Genomic DNA, 25334 nt, shown 5'->3' on the forward strand with positions numbered 1-25334 from the left:
GCCACCCGCTGACCAGGGTGGGCTTGGTCACGCCCCGGAGCGGTCTACCCTGGTAAGGCCATGACCTATCTCGACCACGCGGCGACCACCCCGATGTTGCCCGAAGCCGTAGCGGCGATGTCCGAGGCGCTGTCCACTGTGGGCAACGCCTCCGCGCTGCATTCCTCGGGCCGCCGGGCCCGCCGCAGGGTCGAAGAGGCCCGTGAGGTGATCGCCGAGGCGCTGGGCGCCCGGCCGTCCGAGGTGATCTTCACCGCCGGGGGCACGGAGAGCGACAACCTCGCGGTCAAGGGCATCTTCTGGGCCCGCCACGGCGAGGATCCGCGGCGCCGCCGGGTGCTGTGCAGCACCGTCGAGCACCACGCCGTCCTCGAGTCCGTCGAGTGGCTGGAGCAGCACGCGGGCGCCGAGATCGTCTGGGTCGAGGTCGACCAGGCGGGCCGGGTGTCCCCGGAGTCGCTGCGCGAAGCCATCGGCGAGGACCCCGAGACGGTCGCGCTGGCCACCGTGATGTGGGCGAACAACGAGGTCGGCACGGTCAACCCGATCGCCGGGCTCGCCGCCGTCTGCGCCGAGCACGAGATCCCGCTGCACACCGACGCCGTCCAGGCCGTCGGCGCGGTTCCGGTCGACTTCGCCGAGAGCGGCGCCGCCGCGCTGACCCTGACCGCGCACAAACTGGGCGGCCCGTACGGCGTCGGCGCGCTGCTGCTCGGGCGCGACACCGCGTGCGTGCCGGTGCTGCACGGCGGCGGCCAGGAGCGCAGCGTGCGTTCGGGCACGCTCGACGTGCCCGCCGTGATCGCGTTCGCGACGGCGGTGAAGGCCACGGTCGAAGGCCGCGAGGAGTACGCCAAACGCGTCGCCGAGCTGCGGGACGACCTGATCGAAGCGGTCCGGCGCCAGGTGCCGGACGTGGTGCTCAACGGCGGCGAGGGCGAGCGCCTGCCGACGCACGCCCACTTCACTTTCCCCGGTTGCGCGGGTGACAGCCTGCTCATGCTGTTGGACGCCAAGGGCATCGAATGTTCCACTGGATCGGCGTGCACGGCGGGTGTCGCGCAGCCGAGCCACGTGCTGCTGGCCATGGGGGCCGCCCCGGCGGCCGCACGCGGGTCGCTGCGGTTCTCGTTCGGGCATACCTCGGCGCCGGAAGACGTTGAAGCGGTTTCGAGGGAGATCGCGGGCGTCGTCGACAGGGCGAGGCAGGCGGGACTCGCCGGAATGCGCAAGCAGACGCAGAAGCAAGAGGTGTGAGGAAGATGCGCGTACTGGCCGCGATGAGCGGGGGAGTGGACTCGGCGGTGGCCGCCGCCCGCGCCGTGGACGCCGGGCACGAGGTCGTCGGCGTGCACCTGGCGCTGTCGGCGAAGCCCGGCACGCTGCGCACCGGATCCCGCGGCTGCTGCACGATCGAGGATTCGGGCGACGCGCGCCGCGCCGCCGACATCCTCGGCATCCCCTTCTACATCTGGGACTTCGCCGAGCGCTTCACCGAAGAGGTCATCGACACGTTCGTCGGCGAGTACGCCGCCGGCCGGACGCCGAACCCGTGCGTCACCTGCAACGAGAAGATCAAGTTCGAAGCGTTGCTGGACAAGGCGATGGCGCTCGGCTTCGACGCCGTCGCCACCGGGCACTACGCCCGTCTGTCCGTTGTGGACGGTGTGCCGGAGCTGCGGCGCAGCGTCGACTCGGGCAAGGACCAGTCCTACGTCCTGGCTTCGCTGACCCCGGAACAGCTGCGGCATTCGCTGTTCCCGCTGGGTGATTCGTGGAAGACAGACGTGCGCGCCGAGGCGGCGAGCCGTGGCCTGTCGGTGGCGAAGAAGCCGGACAGCCACGACATCTGCTTCATCCCGGACGGCGACACGAAGAGCTTCCTGGAGAAGCGGCTCGGTCAGCGTCCCGGGCAGCTCGTCGACGCCGAGACCGGCGCCGTGCTCGGTGAGCACACCGGCGTGCACGGCTTCACCGTCGGGCAGCGCAAGGGACTCGGCATCGAGGCGCCGGCGCCGGACGGGCGGCCGCGCTACGTGCTTTCGCTGGAGCCGGTTTCGGGCACCGTGAAGGTCGGTTCCGCGCGGGACCTCGGCGTGAACGTGATCGAGGCGAACCGCCCGATCTGGCCGAGCGAACGGCCGCTGGACGGTCCGACCGAATGCGTCGTCCAGGTGCGCGCGCACGGCGGGATCGTCGAGGCCGTCGCGGAGGTTTCGGGTGACTCGGTGACTGTTCAGCTGCGGGAGCCGTTGCGCGGGGTCGCCCCGGGGCAGGTCGTCGTGCTGTACCGCACCGACGCCACCGAAGGCGATCTCGTCCTGGGAAGCGCGAAGATCTCGGGAACCCGCTAGAACTTCAGCTTGAAGCCGGTGTGACTGGCCTCGAAACCGAGGCGTTCGTAGAACCGGTGCGCGTCCTCGCGTTTCACGTCCGACGTCAGCTGCACCAGCGCGCAGCCCCGCCGCCGGGATTCGTCGATGGCCCACGCCATCAACTCGCCACCGAGACCGGAACCACGGTGGCTCGCCCGCACCCGGACGGCCTCGATCTGCCCGCGCAGCGCGCCTTTCCTGGCCAGGCCGGGAATGATCGACAGCTGGAGCGTGCCGACGGCCTCCCCGCCGTCGTCGGCGACGATCAGCAGTTGCGCCGGATCGGCGTCGATCTGCTCGAAGGCCTTCAGATACGGCGTGAGGTCGTCGGCCGAATCACGGGTGCTGCCGATCTGGTCGTCGGCGAGCATCCCGACGATCGCCGCGACGTCTTCGCGCCGGGCGCGGCGGATGGTGATCATCGGTAGTGCCGCACTCCATCGGTCTCGGTCGCGGTGAGTTTCCCTTGGGCCACCAGCAGATCCAGATGCGAGCCGGTCTCGAGCACGGCGAGCATCTGGTTGAACGGGTCCATCTCGTCGAGCTTGCGCTTCCGGCGCGTCCAGCCCAGCCGCAGCGCGACTTCGTACGCCGTCGTGACGTCCGGGGTGATTTCGGCGCCCATGACCTCCAGGCGGTCACGGTGGTGCTCCAGCAGTTCGTCCACACGGGCGTGGACGCTGCCGGTGACGGGGCCGTGCGCGGGCAGCATGCGCCGGTCCGGCATCTCGCGCACCAGGCGCAGTGAGTCGAGATAGTCGCTCAGCGGCAGTTCGGCAGGCACCGGCTGGAACCCGATGGACGGTGTGATGTGCGGCAGCACGTGGTCGCCGGAGAACACCAGGCCCGCCTCGTCGTCGACGAAGACGACGTGCCCGGACGTGTGGCCCGGCGTGTGCACGACGTCGAACTCGCGGCCGGGCACGATCGCGCGCCTGCCGGGTGCGAGCCACTCGTCGGGCTGCTCCCACAGATGCGCCTCCGTGTGCCGGAGACCGCCGAACGCCTTGGCGAGCACCTCGACGACGGGCTCCGCGCCGCAGCGCTTCAGCAGGCCGACCTGCGCCTCCATCGGGAACCGATCCGGATCGCCGGAGCGCGTCAGCGACGGCTCTTCCCGCTTCCCGAGCCCGACCTTGCCGCCGAACTCGCGGCGCAGCTCCACGGCCATCGTGTAGTGATCGCGATGCACGTGGGTGATCAGGAATTCGGCGATGTCGCCGAGGTCGGCGCCCAACGCCTTCAGCCCGCGCGAAAGCCTTTCGCGCGCCGCTTCCAGCGCCCAGCCCGAGTCGACGAGGACCAGGCGGGTGCCATCGGTGACGACGTAGACGTTGACCGCGCGCAACGCGTCCTGTGGCAGGGGAAGCGGGATCCGGTGGACCCCCGGCGAAACCGTGTAGACGCCTGGCTCGGCCCAGTCCCGTTCGCCGTCTTCGGGCAACGGCTCCATGGTGACCTCCGTCCCGGACGCACTCCGCTGTGCCGCCCCAAGGTCTTCCACTTTGTGCCGCCGGAAGCCGAGTGTCCACTTGAGCGGGGTGAGACCCCGGTCACTCGTACGCGGGTCACGATGTCCCCAATGTGGCATTGGGGACGTTCAGTGTCCCCAATGCCACATTGGGGACATCAGCGCCCGCGTCCAGAGGACGAAACGCGAGCGCTCAGCCCTTGTCGTCCTGCTTCAGCGCGGTGTCGATGGTCAGCGCGGAGGCGACCACCATCGACGCCAGCGGGTCCCGCAGCGGCCGGTGGATCTCGACGACGTAGTTGTCCGCGGTGGTGAACGCGGCCTTCACGAAACCGCCCCACGTCTTGGTGATCCGCGCGATCTCGACGTCGGCGTGGTCCTTGATCACGAAGTTCCACGCCCGCCAGTTCTCCGCGAAGATCCCGCCGACCTTCTGCCCGTTGACCACGAAACCCAGCCGGATCTTGCCGAAGACGTTCTCCTGCACGATCTCCCCGATCGGGGAGTCGTCGGCCTTCGTCACCAGGAAGCGGGATTTGAACACCTTCGCCGGCCGCGTCACCTTCAGCACCGTGCTGTGGTTCGCGTCGCGGATTTCGAAGCGGTGGGTCAGGAACTGGTCGTAGTTCGTGAGCAGCCGGATGGCCTTCTTCAACGTGCTCTGCCCGACCTGGACGACGCCGCCGAGGCGGTTGCCGTTCTGGTCGAACACCCCGAACTCGTTCGACATCTCGATGAGTTTCGCGCGCTGGTTGACCACCAGCACCGGTTCGGAGAACAAGGTTCCGCCGCCGACGACCCCGCTGCCCCGGCCTTGGGTCCCCCTCGCCGCCTGCGCCCGGATCTTGTTCGGGTCGTCGGCGCCTTCGATGTCCAGCTCGATCATCTCGGCGTCGTGCGAAGGCCGCGTGTTCGCGGTCCAGGCCTGCCCGTCCCACCACCGGTACATCCGGGAGTTCTGCTGGTCGGGATACCAGCCGGCGGGCTGTGGAGAGCTCGTCATGGCAGGTCAGCGTAATGCTCTCGGTGCCGTCACGGGCTCGTCGACGGCAATTGCGGCGAATGTCCGTGTCCTCCCCTGCCCCGCCGCCCCGCGCACTCGGACCAAGGGGAGAATCCGGATGTGAACGAACGACCTTGGCCTCTAGGCGCGGCGACCGCGATCGGTTCCCTGCCGGGCACCGATCCGGTCGAGGCCGCTTCGATCGTGTTCGGCGAATTGCCCGAATTCCCCTGTCTGCCCGAACTGCCGGCGCGCGGAGTCGGCGCCGACATGATCGGGCGGACGGCGGCGCTGCTGGTCGACCTCGCCGTCGAGGTGGTGCCGAGCGGCTACCGGGTCACCACCCGGCCGGGGCACGACCATCGCCGCGCCCTCGACCTGATGAGCTGGGACCTCGACGCCGTCCAGGAGGCGCGTGAGAAGGCCGGTGCCCCGCCGCCGGTGTTCAAGGCCCAGGTCGCGGGTCCGTGGACGCTCGCCGCGAACGTCGAACTCCCGCGCGGGCACCGGATCCTCACCGATCGGGGCGCTTTGCGCGACTTCTCCGAGTCACTGCTGGACGGCCTGGCCGCGCACGTCGCGGAGCTGAAGTCGCGCCTCGGCGCGCCCGTGGTGCTCCAGTTCGACGAACCGTCGCTGCCCGCGGTCCTCGACGGCGATCTCCCGACGGCGTCCGGATACGGCACGGTTCCCGCGGTGCCCGCGCCCGAGGCCCGCGAACTGCTGTCGCGGGTGATCGACGGGGCGGAGCGCATCACCGGACAGCCGGTCGCGGTGCACTGCTGCGCTCCGAAGCCGCCGATCTCCTTGCTGCGCGCGGCCGGGGCGAAGGCGATCGCCTTCGACTTCGCCCTGTTGAAGGGCGCTTCGCCCGCGCTGCTCGACGAGATCGGCGAGACGCTGGACTCCGGCACGACCCTGATGCTCGGCCTCGTTCCCACGACCGATCCCGGCGTGCCGGTGGAGCTGCGCGACGTGGTCGCGCCCGTGTTCAAGCTCGTCGACCGGCTCGGCTTCCGCCGCGAGATCCTCGCCGAACGCGTCGTGCCGACGCCGGCGTGCGGCCTCGCGGGCGCCACCCCCGAGTGGATGCGCCGCGCGCTGACGCTCAGCCGGGAGGCGGGCAAGGCTTTCACCGAACCGCCTGAAGGGTGGTGAACGGCGCGGTAGCGTGCCCCTCATGCGTCTGTTCCGCCGTTCCCGCAAGTCCGAGGACGTTCCCGACCCCCGTACCGCCTGGCCGGAGCAGCCCGTCCCCGAGGACGCGGCCGCCGCGGCGGTGACGTTCTGGGAGGCGTGGTTCGCCCTCCTGCCGGAGGTCAGCGCCGCACTCGGCGACCGCGAACCGCACCGCGTGGAACACGACCTCTGCACGATCGTCGAGGCGCTGCACCCGAGGCTGCACTTTTCCCTCGATCGTGGCCACCGGGCGATCTACTCGCTGGTGCTCACCGGCCAGGAGGATCCGGAACTGCGCCCGTACACCGACGCGTGGAAGGCCGCGGCGCCCGAGGAGGACGCCATCTGGGAGTACCACGACTCCGTGCCGCCGGTCCCCGATCCGAGTGAGGTCACCGTCAACCTCGGCGAGACCCGCATCGCGCTCGCCGACGTCAGGGTGACCGCGAAGGTGGACGAATCAGCCGGACGGGTGGACGTCACCGTGTTCCATCCGCTGATCGGGGAACTCCGCCCGGAGACCAGGACGACCATGACCTTCCTGCCGCTGGACGCCACGCTGGGTGAGCGCGTCGCGGCGGAAAGGCTGGGCAAGGTCGAGCTGGTGACCGAGGCGCAGGACGGGCGATTGACCCTTCTGGAACTGCGCGAAGTGGTCGGCCGACTCGGCTCGCCGACGCCCGGAAATGTCGGTACCCCCGGCTAGGGTTACCCCCGTGAGCAGCGAACTTCCCGAAAACCTCGTGTCCGCGCAGGACGTCACCGACGTGCCCGCCGACGTCCGCGACCGGCACGCCGAACTGGCGGAGGAGATCCGCGGGCACCAGTTCCGGTACTACGTGCTGGATTCACCCATCGTGTCCGACGGCCAGTTCGACGAGCTGCTCAACGAACTCCAGGCGATCGAGGACGAGCATCCCGGGCTGGTGACGCCGGAGTCGCCGACGCAGAACGTCGGCGGCACGTTTTCGACCGAGTTCGTCGCGCACGACCACCTGGAGCGCATGCTCAGCCTGGACAACGTCTTCGACGCCGAGGAGTTCGAGACCTGGGTCGAGCGGGTTCAGAAGGAGATCGGCGCGACGAAGTACCTCGCCGAGCTGAAGATCGACGGGCTCGCGATCAACCTGCTGTACGAGAACGGCCGCCTGACCCGCGCGCTGACCAGGGGCGACGGCCGCACCGGCGAGGACGTCACGCTCAACGTCCGCACGCTGGAGCAGGTACCGGACAGGCTGACCGGGACGGACGAGTTCCCGGTGCCCGCGCTGGTCGAGGTCCGCGGCGAGGTTTTCTTCCGCGTCGAGGACTTCCTGGCGCTCAACGCGAAGATGGTCGAGGCGGGCAAGGATCCGTACGCGAACCCGCGCAACACCGCCGCCGGATCGTTGCGGCAGAAGGACCCCAAGATCACGAAGTCCCGCAATCTGCGGCTCATCTGCCACGGCATCGGGAAACGCGAGGGTTTCGAGCCGAAGCGCCAGTCCGAGGCGTACGACGCGCTCGCCGCGTGGGGCCTGCCGGTCTCGCCGCACAGCAAGGTGCTGGGTTCGGGCGGGGAACTGCTGGAGCACATCCGGTACTGGGGCGAGCACCGCCACGACGCCGAGCACGAGATCGACGGCGTCGTCATCAAGGTCGACGAGGTCGGGCTGCAACGCCGTCTCGGCACGACTTCGCGCGCGCCGCGCTGGGCGATCGCCTACAAGTACCCGCCGGAAGAGGCGATCACCACCCTGCTGGACATCCAGGTCAACGTCGGCCGCACCGGGCGGGTCACCCCGTTCGCGGTGATGGAGCCGGTGAAGGTGGCCGGGTCCACGGTCGCGATGGCGACCCTGCACAACCAGGAAGAGGTCAAACGCAAGGGCGTGCTGATCGGGGACAAGGTCGTCATCCGCAAGGCGGGCGACGTCATCCCCGAGGTGCTCGGCCCGGTCGCCGACGCGCGCACCGGTGACGAGCGCGAGTTCGTCATGCCGCTGCGCTGCCCCAACTGCGACACCGAACTGGCGTACCAGAAGGAGGGCGACATCGACATCCGTTGCCCGAATTCACAGTTCTGCCCGGCGCAGCGGCGGGAACGGCTGTTCCACCTGGCGAGCCGGAACGTGTTCGACATCGAGGTCGTCGGGTACGAGGCCGCGGTGGCGCTGCTGGACGCCGGTGTCGTGCACGACGAGGGCGACATCTTCGACCTGGACGAGGAGAAGCTGCTCGAAGTCGAGTTGTTCCGCACCAAGGCGGGGGAGCTGTCGGCCAACGGGCGCAAGCTGCTGGAGAACCTCGAAACCGTCAAGGATCGTCCACTGTGGAGGGTCATCGTCGGCCTGTCGATCCGGCACGTCGGACCGACTGCGGCGCAGGCGCTCGCTCGGGAATTCGGTTCACTGGAACGGATCGAGAACGCCTCCGAAGAGGAGCTCGCCGCCGTCGACGGGGTCGGCCCGACCATCGTGCGGGCCGCGAAGGAATGGTTCGAGGTCGACTGGCACCGCGAGATCGTCGAGAAGTGGCGCGCGGCCGGGGTGCGGATGGAGGAGGAGCGCGACGAGTCCGTCCCGCGCAACCTCGAAGGACTGTCGATCGTCGTCACCGGCTCGCTGAACGACTACTCCCGTGACGAGGCCAAGGAATTCATCATGGCCCGCGGCGGGAAGGCGGCCGGTTCGGTGTCGAAGAAGACGGCGTTCGTCGTCGTCGGCGACGCGCCGGGGACCAAGTACGACAAGGCCGTCCAGCTGAAGGTGCCGGTGCTCGACGAGAACGGCTTCCGGGTGCTGCTGGAAAGCGGTCCCGAGGCCGCCGCCGCGCTGGCGCTGCCGACCGAAGAGGAGCCTGATGAGTGACCTGGAGATCCGGCCCGCCCGGGCCGAGGAGCTGGAGGCGGTCGGAGAGCTGACCTTGGCCGCGTACTCCGCGGAGCGGAACCTCGTCGACGGCGTGGGCTACGCCACGGAACTCCTCGACGCCGCAAAGCGGGCGGAGCAGGCCGAGCTCCTGGTCGCGGTGGACGGCGACGGCGCCCTGGCCGGTACGGTCACCATCGCGCGGCCGGGGACGCCGTTCGCCGAGCTGTCGCGCGAGGGCGAACTGGAGTTCCGGATGCTCGGCGTGGCGCCTTCGGCGACCGGGCGTGGCATCGGCGAGGCGCTGACCAGGGCGGTCATCGCGCGGGCGCGGGAACTCGGTGCGGACCGGGTCGTGCTGTGCAGCCTGGTCACCATGACGCGGGCGCATCGGCTGTACGAGCGGATCGGCTTCGTGCGGCTGCCCGAACGGGACTGGGAGCCGCACCCCGGTGTGACGCTGATCGCGTATCGCCTGGAGCTCGCTTAGCACAGCGTTTCGTCCTCTGAACGCGGTACTTGCGCGTGCAACTACCGCATTCAGAGGACGAAACGCGAAGGTCAGCTGTCCAGCACGACGGCGACGATCCCGGCGAAGTGCGCCAGGCGCGCGACCTCGGCGGCCCGGAAGTTCGGCCCGCCCGGCCGGGCGACCAGCAGCGCCTTCCCCGGCTTCCCCAGCGGCGTGGCCGCGAGTTCGGTCCCCAGTTCCTTCCACGTCTCCGGGACCCAGGCCTCTTCGGCGTCCAGGATGGTGGCGCGTTCCAGCGGCAGCCACGGCAGGTCGGTGATCGGCGTCTCGGGCGCGGCGCTCGACGACGCCAGCCGCAACGCGCCGGCCTCCGCGTACTCGACGACGACGGCCCAGCCCGCCCGGATGATCCGCGGCACCCCTTCGGCGAGGATCTCCAGCCCCGAAGCGGGCTTCGCGGCGATCTCCTCGACCAGTTCGAGCTCGCGATGGGTGTCCAGCACCCCGGCGTACGGGCGGACGGCGTCGACCTCGACACCGTCGACGCTTTCGGCCGCGGTGATCAGCGCGTCCGGCAGCCTGCCGGACGGGATCTCCACGACGAGGTCGTCGATGGCGAGACCGCCGCTTCGTTCGACCACGTCCACGCTCAGGATGTCGGCGCCGACGGTGCCGAGCGCGGTGGCGACCGCGCCGAGGGTCCCCGGAGTGTCCGGTAATTGGACCCGGATCAGGAACGACACACGCGCCCCTCTCGCCTCAGGCGTTCCAGCCTCGCCGTGGAACGCGCTACGCCGGGCGCCGATTGTGACAGACCGGACGGTGTAATGGGGCCCGCCATCCGGCCTTCGGGATAACGAACCAGGCACTCCGCGGCCGGAGCGCCCTGGCGTAACCCAGTCGAGTCCGCCGACACCGCCACCATAGACTTGCAGCTTCCGACAGAACCCGCACAGCACACCCCGGGAGTCACCCGCGTGCCCAACATTTCCCGCGACGAGGTCGCGCACCTCGCCAAGCTCGCCAGGCTTGCCGTCACCGAAGAGGAGCTGGACGTCTTCGCAGGCCAGCTCGACCAGATCCTGGACTCGGTGGCCAAGGTGAGCGAGGTCGCAGGCGAGGACGTCCCGCCCACTTCGCACGCCGTGCCGCTGACCAACGTGTTCCGCGAGGACACGGTCCGACCGGGGCTGACCCAGCAGCAGGCGCTGGCCGGTGCCCCGGCCAGCGAAGAGGGTCGTTTCCGGGTGCCGCGGATTCTGGGAGAAGAACAGTGACCGAGATCGTCAAGCTGACCGCCGCCGAACTGGCGGAGAAGATCCAGTCCCGTGAGGTCTCGGCCGTCGAGGTCACCCAGGCCCACCTGGACCGGATCGCCGAGGTCGACGAGCACATCCACGCGTTCCTGCACGTCGACACCGAGGGCGCGCTCGACGCCGCCCGCGCGGTGGACGCCGACGTCGCCGAGGGCAAGGCGCCGAAGTCGGCGCTCGCCGGGGTGCCGCTGGCGCTCAAGGACGTGCTGACCACCAAGGGCATCCCGACCACCGTCGGTTCGAAGACCCTGGAGAACTGGATCCCGCCGTACGACGCCACCGTGACGCGCAAGCTGCGCGAGGCCGGTGTCGTGGTGCTCGGCAAGACCAACATGGACGAGTTCGCGATGGGCTCCTCCACGGAGAACTCCGCGTTCGGCCCGACGCACAACCCGTGGGACCACGCCCGCATCCCGGGCGGTTCCGGCGGTGGCTCCTCGGCGTCCATCGCGGCGTTCGAGGCCGCGATCGCGATCGGCACCGACACCGGCGGCTCGATCCGCCAGCCCGGCGCGGTCACCGGCACCGTTGGCGTGAAGCCGACCTACGGCGGTGTCTCCCGCTACGGTCTCGTCGCCTTCTCGTCCTCGCTCGACCAGGCCGGTCCCTGCGCGCGGACGGTGCTCGACGCCGCCCTGCTGCACGAGGTCATCGCCGGGTACGACCCGATGGACTCGACCTCGATCGACGCGCCGGTCCCGCCGGTGGTCGCCGCGGCCCGCCAGGGCCTGACCGGTGACCTCAAGGGCGTCCGCGTCGGCGTGGTGAAGGAATTCGCCGGCGACGGCTACCAGCCGGGCGTGTTGCGGTCGTTCGAAGCCGCCGTCGAGCAGCTGCGCGCGCTCGGCGCCGAGGTCGTCGAGGTCTCGTGCCCGAACTTCACCTACGCGCTGCCCGCGTACTACCTGATCGCGCCGAGCGAGTGCTCGTCGAACCTCGCCCGGTTCGACGCCATGCGCTACGGCCTGCGCGTGTCCGACGACGGCGCGCACAGCGCCGAAGAGGTCATGTCGCTGACCCGTGAGAAGGGCTTCGGCGCCGAGGTCAAGCGCCGCATCATGCTCGGCACGTACGCGCTGTCCTCGGGCTACTACGACGCGTACTACGGCTCGGCGCAGAAGGTCCGCACGCTCATCACGCGGGACTTCGAGGCCGCGTACGAAAAGGTGGACGTGCTGGTCTCGCCGACCACGCCGACGACGGCGTTCAAGATCGGCGAGCGCGTCGACGACCCGATGGCGATGTACCTGGCGGACCTCTGCACCATTCCGTCGAACCTCGCCGGCAACGCCGCGATGAGCGTCCCGAGTGGACTGTCGCACGAGGACGGCCTGCCGGTCGGCCTCCAGATCATGGCCCCCGCGATGGCCGACGACCGGCTGTACCGCGTCGGCGCCGCCTACGAGGTCGCGCGCGACGCCGCCAACGGTGGCTCGCTGGTGCACGAGGTCCCGGAGCTGGGAAAGGCGTGACTTGCTGACACGCATCGAGATCGACGGCTTCAAGTCGTTCGATCACTTCGGGTTGGACCTGCCGCCGTTCCTGGTCGTCCTCGGCCAGAACGCCAGCGGCAAGTCCAACCTGTTCGATGCGATCCAGCTCCTGAGCCGCCTCGCGACCGCGTCGAGGTTGAAAGAGGCATTCAATGACCAACGTGGTGATCTGCTGGAGCAGTTCCGCCGACGCGGAGACGGCACTTACCTCGGCGCCATGACCTTCGCGGTCGAGCTGACCCTGGAACCGTCGGTCACGGATTCCTTCGGCGAACACGCCGAGATCCGGCACACCCGAGTCCGATACGAACTGCACGTCTTGCTGATGCAGGATGACGAATACGTTTCCCCGGTGGTGGTTCACGAGGCGGTGTACCCGATCGCATCTGATCGGGACAGGGCGCACGGTTCCGCGGGTGCGCGCTATGACGGGTTGGCCTCACCGTTGCTGGAGACAGTCATCGATGACGCGGAGCGCACCTTCGTCCTGCATCGAGAAGGGGAAAAAGCCAGGTTCCTTCGTGCTGACCTGGCGTTGTCCACCGTCTTGTCCAGTATCACTTCGGCGCTGGACTTTCCTTACTTGTTCGCTGTCCGCAGGGAGCTCGAGTCCTGGCGCTTTCTTCAGCTCGATCCCGCCGCCCTGCGGATGCCGAGCAGGATCGGCCAGTCCGACGAACAGCTGGAACCGAGCGGGGCCAACCTCGCCGCCGTGCTGCACCGGATCCAGCGGACCACCCGTGACGAATACGGCAGCGGGCTCGACGAGATCGCGGTCGATCTGGTTCAGGTGATCCAAGGGTTCAGCGGGGTCGAGGTCAAGGAGAACAAGGCGGCGGGTCAGTGGGAGGTCGAGCTGACCACTGGCGACGAAGGCAAGGTCGGTGCACGGGTCGCCTCGGACGGGACGCTCCGGGTGCTGGCTCTGCTTGCCGCGCTGTACGACCCCGGGCATCGCGGGTTGCTGTGCTTCGAGGAGCCGGAGAACGGCATCTTTCCCCAGCGCCTGCGGAAGCTCATGCATGTGCTCAAGGAGCTGACCGCCGAACCCGAGCCGGGTGAGCCGCTGACCCAGGTGATCTTGACCAGTCATTCGCCCCTGATGCTGGCTGTCCTCGAGCCGAGGGACATCGTGGTCATGGATTGGGTTTCGCGTGTCTCGCCCGGTGAGCCCTCCAGCCGTGTTTCCCGGGTTCGGGTGCTCGCGGAACAGGAAGCATCAGAGCTGGAGCCCGTGTCCCGGTTCGAGCAGCGGGAGCTGCTGGCGATCACCAAAGACGAAGCCCGTCGGCTACTGGAGGGCTGATGCGGCAGCTGCGCACTGTTGTCGCCGTTGAAGGGGCGACCGACGACACGTTCTTCAGCCAGTTGCTCGCCCGCGCGCTCGAGGAGATCGGCAGGGAGCGACCGGGCAAGGGATTCGACGTCGACCGGCCGCTCGTCTTCGAGCGCCAGGCCGACACCTGGCGGACGTTCGCCCAGCAGGTACTGGATCAGAAGCCGCGGTTGAATCTGGTCTTCTTCCACTACGACGGGTCCGCCAATCCTGATCGGGAAGCTGCCAAAAGCTGGGTTCCGATGATGGGTGAATGGGACAAGGTGGCGAGCGGTACGGGTGCCGATCCCTGCTTCGTGCCGCTGGTACCGGTCCGGGAGATGGAGAGCTGGGCCCTCGCGGACATAACCCTCGTCAATGAGCTCGCCGGTGTCGATGTCACGACGACCGGAGTCTTTGAAGTGGACTTGCTCTCCAAAGTGGAGAAACTCACGGATCCCAAGCGCACGCTGGCCGAGGCCTTGCGATCCGGCACGAGGCGAAAGCGCCGGAGCAGGTCCGTGCACGACTACCTCGACACCATCGCCAGGCGGATCGAGCTCGACAGGCTGCGAGCGGTGCCGTCTTTCCAGGCTTGGCAAACCGACACCGAGACGGCGCTACGGCGGATCGGATTCATAGAATGACTTCCAGGACAGTAGGAGGAAAGAAGTGACCGCCGTGGTTGAGTTGATGGACTACGCCGACGTCATCGAGCGGTTCGACCCGGTGCTGGGCCTCGAGGTGCACGTCGAGCTGAACACGAACACCAAGATGTTCTGCGGCTGCGCCAACGAGTTCGGCGGCGAGCCGAACACCAAGGTGTGCCCGACCTGTCTCGGCCTGCCCGGTGCGCTTCCGGTCGTGAACGCCAAGGCGATCGAGGGCGCGATCCGCATCGGCCTGGCGCTCAACTGCGAGATCGCCGAGTGGTGCCGGTTCGCCCGGAAGAACTACTTCTACCCGGACATGCCGAAGAACTTCCAGACCTCGCAGTACGACGAGCCGATCGCCTTCAACGGCTACCTCGACGTGACGCTGGACGACGGCGAGGTCGTGCGCGTGGAGATCGAGCGCGCGCACATGGAGGAGGACACCGGCAAGTCGCTGCACGTCGGCGGCGCCACCGGCCGGATCCACGGCGCCGAGCACTCGCTGCTCGACTACAACCGCGCGGGCGTGCCGCTGATCGAGATCGTCACCAAGACGATCGAGCACACCGGCGAGCGTGCCCCCGAGGTCGCCCGCGCGTACGTGAGCGCCCTGCGGGACCTGCTCAGCGCGCTCGACGTCTCCGACGTCCGCATGGACCAGGGTTCCCTGCGCTGTGACGCGAACGTCTCGCTGATGGCCAAGGACGCGACCGAGTTCGGCACGCGCACCGAGACCAAGAACGTCAACTCGCTGCGCAGCGTCGAGCGCGCCGTGCGCTACGAGATGACCCGCCAGGCGGCGATCCTCGCCGAGGGCGGCTCGATCAAGCAGGAGACGCGGCACTTCCAGGAGGCCGACGGCACCACGGCGTCCGGCCGCACCAAGGAGACCGCCGAGGACTACCGGTACTTCCCGGAGCCCGACCTGGTCCCGATCGCGCCGTCGCGCGAGTGGGTCGAGGAGCTGCGCAAGACGCTGCCGGAGATGCCGTCGGAGCGCCGCAAGCGCATCCAGCGCGAGTGGAACCTGACCGACGAGGCGCTGCGCGACCTGCTCAACGTCGGCGCGGTCGACCTGGTCGCCGCGACCGTCGAGGCGGGCGCGACGCCGGACGAGGCCCGCAGCTGGTGGGTCAACACGCTGGCGCAGGAGGCCAACTCCCGCGAGATCGAGCTGGCGGAGCTGGCGATCACCCCGGCGCAGCTGGCCGAGGTCATCGCGCTCGTCAACGCCGGTGAGCTGACCAACAAGCTGGCCAAGGAGGTCGTGCAGGGCGTCCTCGCCGGCGAGGGTTCGCCCGCCGAGGTCGTCGAGAAGCGCGGCCTGAAGGTCGTCTCCGACGACTCCGCGCTCATCGCGGCGGTCGACGAGGCGCTGGCCGCGCAGCCGGACGTCGCCGAGAAGATCCGCGGCGGCAAGGTGGCCGCGGCCGGGGCGATCGTCGGCGCGGTCATGAAGGCCACCAAGGGTCAGGCCGACGCCAAGCGGGTGCGCGAACTGATCATCGAGCGAGTCGGTGCCTGACCTCGCTTTGAAGAAGGTCACCTGGCGTGAGTGGCTCGGCCTCGCGGCCGGGCTGCTCGCGCTGGTGGCCTTGTTCCTCCCGTGGACGACCCTGACCGCCTCGCGCCCGGAGATCGAGGACGTGCTGACGTCGTTGCCCGCGAATGACGTCACCCGCGACGCGTGGCACGCGGGCTTCCTCGCCTGGGCGCCGCTCTTCCTGGTGTTCCTGCCCGGCCTCGCCGTCGTGCTGTTCGGCCGCGTCGACGCCGTCCGCCGCGCGGGCCTGCCGCATCTGTGGCTGATGGCGGTCGTCGGCGCGCTGCTGCTGATGGTGCTCGGCTGGACCACTCTCGACTGGCAGTTCGACGCCGACCAGCGCGGGATCTTCTCCGCCGCCGGGGTCGAGATCGGCGTCGGTGCCGGCCGCTACCTCGGCCTGGCCGCCGCTGTCGTTTCCGTCGTCGTCGCGTTCTTCGACGTCCGGCTCCTGCGCGCGGAAACCCGCCCGCGCCGTCCCTGATCCCTCCACGCGTTTAGTCCTCTGGATGCACGAGGGTTGCGTAAGAAAGCGCTTTCTGCCTACCGTATGAGTGCCTCATACGGACGGTGGAGGTCACGGGTGACGACCGGGAACCCCCTCCGGGCGGCCATCATCGGCACCGGAGGAATCGCCAAAAGCCATCTAGCCGCCTACGAAGCCCATCCGTCGGAAGTGACCGTGGTCGCCGCGGCCGACGTCGACGAAACCAGGGTCGCCGGATTCAGTACCGGCGACATCAAGCCGTACACCGACATCCAGCGGCTTCTCGACGAGGAGAAGCCGGACATCGTCTCGCTCTGCACCCCGCCCGCGCTGCACGTCGAGCAGACCTTGCCCGCGTTGGCCGCCGGGGCGTGGGTGTGGTGCGAGAAGCCGCCTTGCCGATCCTTGTCCGAGTACGACGAGATCACCGCGGCCGAGTCCGAGGGCGGGCCGTACGCGGCTTTCGTTTTCCAGCACCGGTTCGGCTCCGCCGCCGGGCATTTCCGCGAGCTGCTGGCCGCGGGCGAACTCGGGCGGCCGCTGGTCGCGCACTGTCAGACGACGTGGTTCCGCGACGCGGAGTACTACGCCGTCCCGTGGCGCGGCGATTGGGCGAACGAGGGCGGCGGGCCCGCGATGGGCCACGGAATCCACCAGATCGACCTCCTCCTGCACCTGCTCGGCGACTGGGCCGAGATCCGCGCGATGACCGCCACGCTCGTGCACGACGTCCGCACCGACGACGTCTCGACGGCGTTGGCGCGCTTCGAATCCGGCGCGCTGGCCACGGTGGTCAACAGCGTGCTCTCGCCCGGCGAGGTCAGTCGCATCCGCATCGACTGTTCGGACGCGACCGTCGAACTGACCCATCTCTACGGCTACGAAAACGACGACTGGACCTACACGCCCGCACCGCACGTGACCGGGGAATGGCCCGCACCGGCGACGAATCTCGCCAGTTCGCACACCGCTCAGCTGACCCACGTGCTGGCCGCGATCAGGGCGGGGGAACGTCCGCCGTGCAGCGGCGCCGAAGGGCGGCGGGCGCTCGAATTCATCGCCGCGCTGTACAAATCCGCGTTCACCGGGCGCCCCGTCCACGCGGGTGAGATCACCTCCGAGGATCCCTTCTACACAGCCATGAACGGGGAATCGTGAGCGCATCCATCACCGTCACCCACCGGCACGGCGAGTGCGTCACCGTCGAGGCCGCGGGCGTCGAACTCCTGTCCTATGTGTACAAACCCGACCCTGCCGCCTACGAGTCGCGCAAGCCGTACACCCATCCACTGCGGACGCTGTCCGGACGTCAGGTCAGCGCCTACCGGCCGTCGGATCACCGCTGGCACAAGGGACTCCAGATGACGTCGAGTCATCTGTCCGGCCAGAACTTCTGGGGCGGCTGGACCTACGTGCCCGGCGACTGGTACCAGGATCTGCCCGATCTCGTCGGTTCGATGCGGCACGACGGCTTCGCGGAGTTCGCCGTCGAGGACGAAAGCCTGACACTGGGCGAGAACCTGACCTGGGTCGAGAACGGCGGCGGGGAATGGGCGCGCGAACGACGTGACCTCGTCGTCCATTCCGTGGCACCGGACGAGGGCTGCTGGGCCCTCGACTGGGCGATCACCCTGACCAACATCCGCGACGAGCCACTGGACTTCGGCAGTCCGACGACGGCCGGACGCGAGATGGCGGGCTACACCGGGCTGCACTGGCGCGGGCCCCGCGAGTTCGCCGGCGGCGAGATCCTCGGCCCCGGCGCCCTCGGCGGCGAGGAGATGATGGGACGCCAGGCACCCTGGCTGGCGTTCGTCGGCGAACACGACGAGGTCGACGCGAAGTCGACGCTGGTCTTCGCGCACGCGCCGGAGAACGAGTACGCGATCCACGAGTCGCACTGGTTCGTCCGGTCGCACGACATCCCGACGGTGGCGTTCTCCTGGGCGTTCTTCGACGAGTTCACCGTGGCGCCCGGCGAGAGCTTCCACTACCGCTACCGCGTGGTGGTGGCGGACGGCGCCTGGGACCGCGACCGGGTCGAGCACTACCTGAAGACCCATGGATTCTGAGGAGGTCACCGTGTTCCCGCTCCCCGGCGGCATCGGCCTTTCCCATCTGTGCGCCTACGAATGGGAGGCCGCGGACGGGGTGTGCGGCGGCAGCCCGCATCTGCACCTCGCCTGCACCGAGGCCTACGTCGTCACCGGCGGCCGCGGCGCGGTGCAGACGCTCGACGTCGGCGGCTACCGGGAGACCGGCCTCGAAGCCGGGGTCGTCGCGTGGTTCGCGCCCGGCACGGTCCACCGGATGGTGCAGCGCGAAGACCTGCGGATCACCGTCCTCATGCAGAACAGCGGCCTGCCCGAAGCCGGTGACGCGGTCTTCACCTTCCCGCCGCCGATCCTCGCCGACCCGGACGCGTACGCCGAGGCCGCCGCGATGCCCGCCGACGACGACGCGGCCCGGCGCCGCCGTGATCTCGCGATCGAGGGCTATCTGCCGATCCGGGACGCGCTCGCCGCCGGGGACCCCGGCCCGCTGCGGGATTTCCACCGCGCCGCCGCCGCACTGGTCGCGCCGAAGATCGACGCCTGGTTCCCGCGCTGGCGATCCGGTGCGCTGGCCGCCGCCGAGCTGACCGGAGAACACCTGAAGGCACTGGCGAACGGCGACGCGAGCCATCTCGAACAGTCCGGCGTCCGGGTCGTCCGGCCGTCCAAAGAGGACGGCTACGGGATGTGCGGACGGCGGACGGAGTACGACCTCGAAATCGGCCGCTAGTCCTTGCCGCCCACGCCGCCGCCTGCCGACGGCGTGATGATGACCACGCGGTCGTCACTCGACACCGGAGACCCGCCGTCCTTGTTGAGCGTCCCGGTCACCGCCATCTGCGGGTTGATCATGCTCATCGCGGAGAGGCGCCCGAAGGTCTTCGGTGGCTTGCCGACCTTGCCGTCCATGACGACGTTGGGCTTGCCGGTCACCGCGCCGTCCGGGGTGACCGGCAGGTTCTGCAGGTTGCCCGCGGTCGACGTCGTCAGGGAGAGGTAGCCGGTGGCGTCGACGAAGTCCGCGCAGCCCGCCACCCCGGGTTTGTCGGTCCAGCTCCACGCCGGGGTGCTCAGCGGCTGGCCCGCGCGAAGCCGGTACAGGACGTCTTTGTCGCCCATCCGGTCCGTCAGCCAGAGGCGTGAACCGGACTGGTCGCGGCACATCCCGCCGGGGGAGTGCACGCCGGTCGAGAAGACCGCCGAGCCCGCCGTGGGGTTGCCCGGCGCCGGTTTGCCGGAGGTGTCGATGCGCAGCACCTTCCCGGCGAGCGACGCGGGATCGGCCGCGAGCCCGGGATTGCCCGCGTCGCCGGTGGCGACCAGGAGCGCGCCCTTCGCGTCGGTGCCGAGCGCGCCGCGGTTGCCGGTGGCGCCCTTGGGGATGCCGGTCAGCACCGGTTTCGGCGCCTGCCCCTTCGCCAGCCGGACGACCCGGTTGTCGGTCGGGGTGGTGACGTAGGCGAAGACGAGCTGGTCTTCGGCGAAGCCCGGGGAGAGGGCGAGCGAGGTGAGGCCGCCGTCCCGGGAGCCGTCCACCGGGATGGTGGCCCAGTCGGCCGGGTCCTTCCCCGCGGCGGCGAGCATGATCCGGCCGCTCTTGCGTTCGCCCGCGAGCGCGCTGGGCGAAGAGCCGTCACCGGGGATGGCGGCCACGGCGGCGACGGTGTCCAGGCAGGTCGCGATGACGGCCTTGTCGAAGTCCTTGCACCCCTGCGGCGGCGGGACCGGCGTCGGCGACTGGTTCGGCCCGTTCCCGCGGCCCTGACCGGGACCGGAGTCACCCGCGTCGCCGCCGGGCCCGACCTGCGGCGGGACCTCGGGGGACGGCGGATTGACCGGGGTGAACTTCTGTCCGGCGGCCGTGTTGTCGAAGTCGGCGCAGCCGGAGAGCATCAGCGCACCGCAGGCCAGCATGGCCAGCGGCGCGGTCCATTTCCGCCGGTACCGGGTACGCACGGGATCAAGCCTAGGTGGGCATACGTGAGCCACGGGTAAGCGGCTATCGATACCGTGGCGATCATGACGGTGACCGTGCTCGTACCCGACGAAGAGGGAGTGGCGGCGCTTTCGGAGATCGAAGGCGTGCGTCCGGTGGTGTACCGCCGAGGGGAGCCAGTGCCCGCCGAGGCCGCCGAGGCCGAGGTCCTCGTGACCGGTGACCAGCCCAGCGAGGAACTCTGGCGCGAACTGCCGAACGTCAAACTCGTGCAGCTGCTGGTGGCCGGGGCCGAGGACTGGGTCGGCAAGGTGCCCGACGGTGTCCTGCTCTCGACCTGCCGCGGCGCGCACGGCGGGAGCTCGGCCGAATGGGTGGTCGCGGTCCTGCTGACGATCTACCGCGGTCTCGGCGGTTTCGCCGACCACCACCGGCGGAAGCACTGGGAACGCCGGATCACCGACACCCTCCAGGGCAAACGGGCCCTCGTCATCGGCGCGGGCGACCTCGGCAGGCATCTGCGCCGCCGGTTGGAGACCTTCGACGTCCGCTGCACGATGGTCGGCACGACAGCCCGCGAAAACGTGCACGGCGTCGATGAGCTGCCCGAACTGCTGCCCGAACACGACATCACGGTGCTGATGGTGCCGCTCACCCCGCACACCAGGGGTCTGGTCGACGCGGAGTTCCTGGCCGCGATGCCGGACGACGCGATTCTGGTCAACGTCTCCCGCGGACCGGTCGTGGTCACCGACGCGCTCGTCGCGGAACTCGCGTCGGGCCGGTTGCGCGCCGCCCTCGACGTCACCGATCCCGAGCCGCTGCCCGGCGGGCATCCGCTGTGGGACGTGCCGGGGCTGCTGCTGACGCCGCACGTCGCGGGCGCGGTGAGCGGGCGGCGGCAGCGCGCCTACGCGGTGGCTGTCCGGGAGCTGAGCCACTACATGAGCGGGGAGCTGCCGAAGAACCTCGTCCACGGCGAGTACTGAGCGGCATGGCGACTCTTCACGTCGGCTGCGCGATGTGGACGCACAAGGCGTGGGCCGGGCGGTTCCTGCCGAAGTCGCTGCCCGCCGGAGAGCGGCTGAAGGCCTACGCCGGGTGGTGCAACGCGGTCGAGGGCAACACGACCTTCTACGCGACACCCGCCCGGGACACTGTCGCGACGTGGGCCGGGCAGACCGGTCCCGGCTTCCGGTTCGTGGTCAAAATACCCAAGGTCGTCACGCACGAGCGACGGCTCGCCGGTGTCGAGACCGAGATGCGGGCGTTCCTGGACGCGATCGAACCCCTCGGCGACCGGGCGGTCCTGTGGACCCAGCTGCCCGGTTCGTTCGGCCCGTCGGACGTCGACGTCCTCGGCCGCTTCCTGCGGCGGCTCCCGGCCGGCCTCAGGCGCGCCGTCGAGGTGCGCCACCCCGAGTTCTACACCGGCACCCGCTCGACGTCACTGCTGGAGAACGCCCTCGCCGACGTGGACGCCGAGTGGGTACCGTTCGACACCACGGTCTTCTTCGCGAGCCCGCCGGTCAGCGAGGCCGAGCAGGACGCCTGGGCCAAGAAACCCCGGCTGCCGCGGCGGACGCGGGCGCTCACCGACCGGCCGGTCGTCCGCTACCTCGGCCGGGACTCGGTCGAGGAGACCGTCGAAGGCTGGCGGCCGTGGACCGAGGTGGTCGCCGGCTGGCTGCGCGAGGGCCGGTCGCCGACGATGTTCCTGCACACGCCCGACAACGACGACGCGCCGGAGCTCGCCCGCCGGTTCCACGACGACGTGCGGGCCATGGTGCCCGGCCTCGATCCGCTGCCGGAGCCCGAACCGGTCGAACCCGCGACCCTGTTCTGAGCCGCTTCGTCGCCGGCCCGGCGGTTCGGTCGCCTGACGGGCCGGTTTCGACTTACCCTTCGCGCGTGAGCGATGACTATCAGACCAGCATGATCTCGGACGTGGCCGACGCCGACAGCGGCCCCGGCCCGGCGGAGACCAGGGGCGGGATCGATCTCGGTCTGCTCGTCCTGCGAGTGGTGCTCGGCGTGACCATGGGCGCGCACGGGCTCCAGCACCTCTTCGGCGCCTTCGGCGGCCCCGGGGTCGGCGGCTTCGCCAAGGTGCTCGGCAGCCTCGGCTACACCAGTCAGACGACGTTGCTTTCGTGGATCACCGGGATCAGCGAGGTGCTCGGCGGCGCGCTCGTCCTGGTCGGCCTGTTCACCCCGGTCGGCGCCGCCGCGCTGGTCGGCGTCTGCGCGAACATCGTGTACGTGAAGTTCGGCGGCGGGTTCTTCCAGAAGGACGGACAGGGCTTCGAGTTCGAGCTCCTGCTGGGCGCCGCCTCGCTCACCGTGCTGCTCGCGGGCTCCGGGCGGCTCGCGCTGGACGTCAACACCCCGTGGCGGAAGCGGCCGCTTCCGTTCGGTCTCATCGGACTGTTACTGGCCGCGGCGGCTTCGGTCGTCGTGATCGTCCTCTGCCGCTGACCCGCATTTAGAGGACTAAATGCGCACTGGGCGCATTTAGTCCTCTAAATGCGTGCTTGTGACCTACTTGTTCGGGTCCCGCACGGCGCCGGTGTCGGCCGAAGTCGCCATCCGCGCGTAAGCCCGCAGCGCCGCGGTGATCTTCCGGTCCCGCGAGACCGGCTGCCAGGGCCGCTCGCTCGCCTCCATCTTCGCGCGGCGCTCGGCCAGCACGTCCGCGTCGACGAGCAGTTCGAGGCGGCGCTCGTGGACGTCGAGCAGGATCCGGTCGCCGTTCTGCACCAGGCCGATCGCCCCGCCCGCGGCGGCCTCGGGCGAGATGTGCCCGACCGAGATGCCCGACGAGCCGCCGGAGAACCGGCCGTCGGTGATCAGGGCGCACTTCTTGCCGAGTCCCGAGCCCTTGAGGAACGCCGTCGGGTGCAGCATCTCCTGCATCCCCGGGCCGCCCGCCGGGCCTTCGTAGCGGATCACCAGCACCTCGCCGGGCTGGATCTCCTTCTTGAGGATGGCCGAAACCGCCTCCTCCTGGCTTTCCAGCACGCGGGCCGGGCCCTCGAAGTGCCAGAGTTCCTCGTCGATGCCCGCGGACTTGATGACCGCGCCGTTCTCGGCGAGGTTGCCGCGCAGGATCGCGAGCCCGCCGTCCTTGGTGTAGGCGTGCTCGACGTCGTGGATGCAGCCGCCGGCGGCATCGGTGTCCAAAGAGGACCAGCGGTTCTCGGTGGAGAACGCCTCCGTGGTCCGCACCCCGCCCGGCGCGGCGTGGAACAGCTCGACCGCCCGCTCCGACGGCTCCTTCGCGCGGATGTCCCAAGTGGACAGCCACGATTCCAGATCCGGCGAGTGCACGGAGTGGACGTCGGTGTTCAGCAGCCCGCCGCGGTACAGCTCGCCGAGGATGGCCGGGATTCCGCCTGCCCGGTGGACGTCTTCCATGTGGTAGTCCGAGTTCGGCGCGACCTTCGACAGGCACGGCACGCGGCGGCCGATGGCGTCGATGTCGTCGATGGTGAAGTCGACCTCGCCCTCCTGCGCGGCGGCGAGGATGTGCAGCACCGTGTTGGTCGAACCGCCCATCGCCATGTCGAGGGCCATCGCGTTCTCGAAAGCCTTCTTCGACGCGATCGAGCGCGGGAGCGCGGACTCGTCGTCGTTCTCGTACCAGCGCTTGCACAGTTCGACGACCGTGCGCCCGGCGTCCTCGAACAGCGCCTTGCGGGCGGCGTGCGTGGCGAGGGTGGAACCGTTGCCCGGCAGCGAGAGCCCGAGCGCCTCGGTGAGACAGTTCATCGAGTTCGCGGTGAACATGCCCGAGCACGAACCGCAGGTCGGGCAGGCCGAGCGCTCCACAATGGACAGCCCGTCCTCGTCGACGTCGGGGCTGGCCGACGCGGCGATCGCGGTGATCAGGTCGGTCGGCGCCTGCGCGACCCCGCCGACGACCACGGCCTTCCCGGCCTCCATCGGCCCGCCGGAGACGAACACCACCGGGATGTTCAGCCGCATGGCGGCGTTCAGCATGCCCGGGGTGATCTTGTCGCAGTTGGAGATGCAGACCAGCGCGTCGGCCTGGTGCGCGTTCACCATGTATTCGACGGAGTCGGCGATGATCTCGCGCGAGGGCAGCGAGTAGAGCATTCCGCTGTGCCCCATGGCGATCCCGTCGTCGACGGCGATCGTGTGGAACTCGCGGGCGACACCGCCCGCCTCCTTCACCGCGCCCGCGACGATCTCGCCGAGGTCCTTGAGGTGCACGTGCCCCGGCACGAACTGGGTGTAGGAGTTCGCGATGGCGACGATCGGCTTGCCGAAGTCGCTGTCGGTCATTCCCGTGGCGCGCCAGAGCGAGCGGGCGCCCGCCGCGTTGCGGCCGTGGGTGGTGGTCCGGGAACGGAGTTGAGGCACGGCTTACTCCAAGGTTCGGGATGGGGACCAGGGCCTTGCCGGGCGATCCGGCGCCAAACTGGTCCTACCAATCCTACTCCCCGGAGGTCGGCCCGGATTCCTCGGTCTTCTCCGGAGCCTTCTCCGCGGGCTTGTCGATGTCGTCCGTCAGCCCGGAGGGGTCGGCCATATGACCCGCGCTGACCAGCGAGATCACCGGCAGGTGACGGGTGCGCACGGCGGGGAGGGCGATCTTGGACTCGTCCTTCAGCACCGCCTGCACCTTCGCCTTGTCGGTGATGGCGAGGCCCTTGAGAGAGGCCCATGGCAGGTCCCGCCGCCCTAACATCGTGCGGACTTCCAGCCCCTTGGCCGTCGCCGTCGTGCGGGTCCGGATGACGAACACCGCCAGCGCGATCGGGAAGAGATAGAGCCACTGGAGATACGGCACGTCGCCGAACGCGACAGGCGTCACACAAACGACGAGGAAAGCGATCGCCAGCAACGCCGTGTTCGGGATCTTGAAGACGGCCTTGCGGTCCTCGTTCGCCTGTTCCTGCTGCTTTTCTTCTGCCACGTCAAAGATGGTGCACCGCCGCCTTCGGAGCCTCGAACGCGGGTCGCGCCACGCGCCGAAGGTGTCCAGCATGCGGAATCGCCGTCCCGCAGAGTTGACACTCTTGACGGCGACCGACTAGCTTCACTCTCGTGACAACGCAGACCGGCCTCGTACTTCCCAAGCGCGTCGACGCTTAGGGAAGTCTCCGCTGCGTCGACGCGCGACCCTCGTGCGACCACTCCGGTCGGCGGGGGTTTTTTGTTG

At 69.5% G+C, this 25334-nt stretch carries 25 protein-coding genes; 18 read left to right on the top strand and 7 right to left on the bottom strand.

All coding sequences use genetic code 11. The features are described from left to right. The first annotated feature begins 60 nt into the window (after positions 1 to 60). Entirely contained in the window at positions 61 to 1257 is a 1197-nt protein-coding gene (locus tag B0293_RS05840) for a cysteine desulfurase family protein (protein WP_005161984.1), read from the top strand. Between the two features lie 5 nt (positions 1258 to 1262). Beyond that, positions 1263 to 2354, top strand: a complete 1092-nt coding sequence (mnmA, locus tag B0293_RS05845; RefSeq protein ID WP_005161987.1) for a tRNA 2-thiouridine(34) synthase MnmA — start codon at positions 1263 to 1265, stop codon at positions 2352 to 2354. Here mnmA and B0293_RS05850 read toward each other — a convergent pair. The 3 genes from B0293_RS05850 to B0293_RS05860 all read right to left on the bottom strand — a co-directional run bounded on the left by B0293_RS05850 (position 2351) and on the right by B0293_RS05860 (position 4849). Then, the gene (locus tag B0293_RS05850; RefSeq protein WP_005161990.1) at positions 2351 to 2797 is read right to left on the bottom strand and encodes a GNAT family N-acetyltransferase; all 447 of its coding nucleotides are present in this window, start codon (positions 2795 to 2797) and stop codon (positions 2351 to 2353) included. The genes mnmA and B0293_RS05850 overlap by 4 nt on opposite strands. Beyond that, a complete protein-coding gene (locus B0293_RS05855) occupies positions 2794 to 3828 on the bottom strand; it encodes an MBL fold metallo-hydrolase (RefSeq protein WP_005161993.1) in 1035 nt (344 codons plus the stop codon). Before B0293_RS05855 ends, B0293_RS05850 begins: the two co-directional genes overlap by 4 nt. A gap of 211 nt (positions 3829 to 4039) precedes the next feature. Next, on the bottom strand, positions 4040 to 4849 hold the full coding sequence (locus B0293_RS05860) for a phospholipid scramblase-related protein (RefSeq protein ID WP_005161995.1): 810 nt from the start codon (positions 4847 to 4849) through the stop codon (positions 4040 to 4042). 120 nt (positions 4850 to 4969) lie between these two features. Here B0293_RS05860 and B0293_RS05865 point away from each other — a divergent pair, with 120 nt between their 5' ends. The 4 genes from B0293_RS05865 to B0293_RS05880 are packed head-to-tail and all read left to right on the top strand — an operon-like array spanning position 4970 to position 9367. Continuing rightward, positions 4970 to 6007 (top strand): methionine synthase, encoded by a 1038-nt coding sequence (locus B0293_RS05865; RefSeq protein ID WP_005161997.1) that lies wholly within the window; start codon positions 4970 to 4972, stop codon positions 6005 to 6007. 22 nt (positions 6008 to 6029) lie between these two features. Next, complete coding sequence (locus B0293_RS05870; protein WP_005161999.1) at positions 6030 to 6734, top strand: hypothetical protein; 705 nt, start codon at positions 6030 to 6032, stop codon at positions 6732 to 6734. A gap of 10 nt (positions 6735 to 6744) precedes the next feature. Then, positions 6745 to 8877, top strand: a complete 2133-nt coding sequence (gene ligA, locus B0293_RS05875) for an NAD-dependent DNA ligase LigA (protein ID WP_005162001.1) — start codon at positions 6745 to 6747, stop codon at positions 8875 to 8877. Beyond that, positions 8870 to 9367 (top strand): GNAT family N-acetyltransferase, encoded by a 498-nt coding sequence (locus B0293_RS05880; RefSeq protein WP_005162004.1) that lies wholly within the window; start codon positions 8870 to 8872, stop codon positions 9365 to 9367. The genes ligA and B0293_RS05880 overlap by 8 nt, the downstream gene beginning before the upstream one ends. A gap of 71 nt (positions 9368 to 9438) precedes the next feature. On the opposite strand, the gene B0293_RS05885 is transcribed toward B0293_RS05880, so the two are convergent. Further along, entirely contained in the window at positions 9439 to 10092 is a 654-nt protein-coding gene (locus tag B0293_RS05885; protein ID WP_005162007.1) for an ACT domain-containing protein, read from the bottom strand. 234 nt (positions 10093 to 10326) lie between these two features. Between B0293_RS05885 and gatC the strand changes: the two genes are divergently transcribed. From gatC to B0293_RS05930, 9 genes are all read left to right on the top strand, one after another. Next, positions 10327 to 10626 carry an Asp-tRNA(Asn)/Glu-tRNA(Gln) amidotransferase subunit GatC gene (gatC, locus tag B0293_RS05890; protein ID WP_005162012.1) on the top strand — a complete coding sequence of 100 codons (300 nt, stop codon included), beginning with the start codon at positions 10327 to 10329 and terminating at the stop codon, positions 10624 to 10626. Beyond that, on the top strand, positions 10623 to 12137 hold the full coding sequence (gatA, locus tag B0293_RS05895; RefSeq protein WP_005162016.1) for an Asp-tRNA(Asn)/Glu-tRNA(Gln) amidotransferase subunit GatA: 1515 nt from the start codon (positions 10623 to 10625) through the stop codon (positions 12135 to 12137). The genes gatC and gatA overlap by 4 nt, the downstream gene beginning before the upstream one ends. Before the next feature lies 1 nt (position 12138). Continuing rightward, a complete protein-coding gene (locus tag B0293_RS05900) occupies positions 12139 to 13464 on the top strand; it encodes an AAA family ATPase (protein WP_005162019.1) in 1326 nt (441 codons plus the stop codon). After that, complete coding sequence (locus tag B0293_RS05905) at positions 13464 to 14120, top strand: DUF4276 family protein (protein WP_005162021.1); 657 nt, start codon at positions 13464 to 13466, stop codon at positions 14118 to 14120. Before B0293_RS05900 ends, B0293_RS05905 begins: the two co-directional genes overlap by 1 nt. Before the next feature lie 25 nt (positions 14121 to 14145). Continuing rightward, entirely contained in the window at positions 14146 to 15651 is a 1506-nt protein-coding gene (gatB, locus tag B0293_RS05910; RefSeq protein ID WP_005162023.1) for an Asp-tRNA(Asn)/Glu-tRNA(Gln) amidotransferase subunit GatB, read from the top strand. Then, entirely contained in the window at positions 15644 to 16153 is a 510-nt protein-coding gene (locus B0293_RS05915; protein ID WP_005162031.1) for a hypothetical protein, read from the top strand. Before gatB ends, B0293_RS05915 begins: the two co-directional genes overlap by 8 nt. A 99-nt stretch (positions 16154 to 16252) precedes the next feature. After that, positions 16253 to 17314 (top strand): Gfo/Idh/MocA family protein, encoded by a 1062-nt coding sequence (locus B0293_RS05920; protein WP_005162032.1) that lies wholly within the window; start codon positions 16253 to 16255, stop codon positions 17312 to 17314. After that, positions 17311 to 18228 (top strand): DUF6807 domain-containing protein, encoded by a 918-nt coding sequence (locus B0293_RS05925; RefSeq protein WP_005162036.1) that lies wholly within the window; start codon positions 17311 to 17313, stop codon positions 18226 to 18228. The genes B0293_RS05920 and B0293_RS05925 overlap by 4 nt, the downstream gene beginning before the upstream one ends. After that, positions 18218 to 18940: a cupin domain-containing protein gene (locus B0293_RS05930; RefSeq protein ID WP_039919043.1), complete on the top strand. Its 723-nt coding sequence runs from the start codon at positions 18218 to 18220 to the stop codon at positions 18938 to 18940. Before B0293_RS05925 ends, B0293_RS05930 begins: the two co-directional genes overlap by 11 nt. Here the strand turns inward: B0293_RS05930 and B0293_RS05935 are convergent. Further along, positions 18937 to 20166 carry a PQQ-dependent sugar dehydrogenase gene (locus B0293_RS05935; RefSeq protein WP_005162042.1) on the bottom strand — a complete coding sequence of 410 codons (1230 nt, stop codon included), beginning with the start codon at positions 20164 to 20166 and terminating at the stop codon, positions 18937 to 18939. The two genes, B0293_RS05930 and B0293_RS05935, sit on opposite strands and share 4 nt — an antisense overlap. Before the next feature lie 63 nt (positions 20167 to 20229). On the opposite strand from B0293_RS05935, the gene B0293_RS05940 reads away from it, so the two are divergent. The 3 genes from B0293_RS05940 to B0293_RS05950 all read left to right on the top strand — a co-directional run bounded on the left by B0293_RS05940 (position 20230) and on the right by B0293_RS05950 (position 22624). Beyond that, positions 20230 to 21135, top strand: coding sequence for a 2-hydroxyacid dehydrogenase (locus B0293_RS05940; protein ID WP_039919050.1), 906 nt, complete (start codon positions 20230 to 20232; stop codon positions 21133 to 21135). A gap of 32 nt (positions 21136 to 21167) precedes the next feature. Then, positions 21168 to 21992 carry a DUF72 domain-containing protein gene (locus B0293_RS05945; protein WP_039919051.1) on the top strand — a complete coding sequence of 275 codons (825 nt, stop codon included), beginning with the start codon at positions 21168 to 21170 and terminating at the stop codon, positions 21990 to 21992. Positions 21993 to 22081: 89 nt separating this feature from the next. Beyond that, positions 22082 to 22624 (top strand): DoxX family protein, encoded by a 543-nt coding sequence (locus tag B0293_RS05950; protein WP_039919044.1) that lies wholly within the window; start codon positions 22082 to 22084, stop codon positions 22622 to 22624. 63 nt (positions 22625 to 22687) lie between these two features. Here B0293_RS05950 and ilvD read toward each other — a convergent pair whose 3' ends face one another. Next, positions 22688 to 24532, bottom strand: coding sequence for a dihydroxy-acid dehydratase (gene ilvD / locus B0293_RS05955; RefSeq protein ID WP_005162048.1), 1845 nt, complete (start codon positions 24530 to 24532; stop codon positions 22688 to 22690). A 73-nt stretch (positions 24533 to 24605) separates the two neighbouring features. Continuing rightward, positions 24606 to 25088: a PH domain-containing protein gene (locus B0293_RS05960; RefSeq protein WP_039919052.1), complete on the bottom strand. Its 483-nt coding sequence runs from the start codon at positions 25086 to 25088 to the stop codon at positions 24606 to 24608. Between the last annotated feature and the right edge of the window lie 246 nt (positions 25089 to 25334).

Source organism: Amycolatopsis azurea DSM 43854 (genome assembly GCF_001995215.1).
GTDB classification, from domain to species: Bacteria; Actinomycetota; Actinomycetes; order Mycobacteriales; family Pseudonocardiaceae; genus Amycolatopsis; species Amycolatopsis azurea.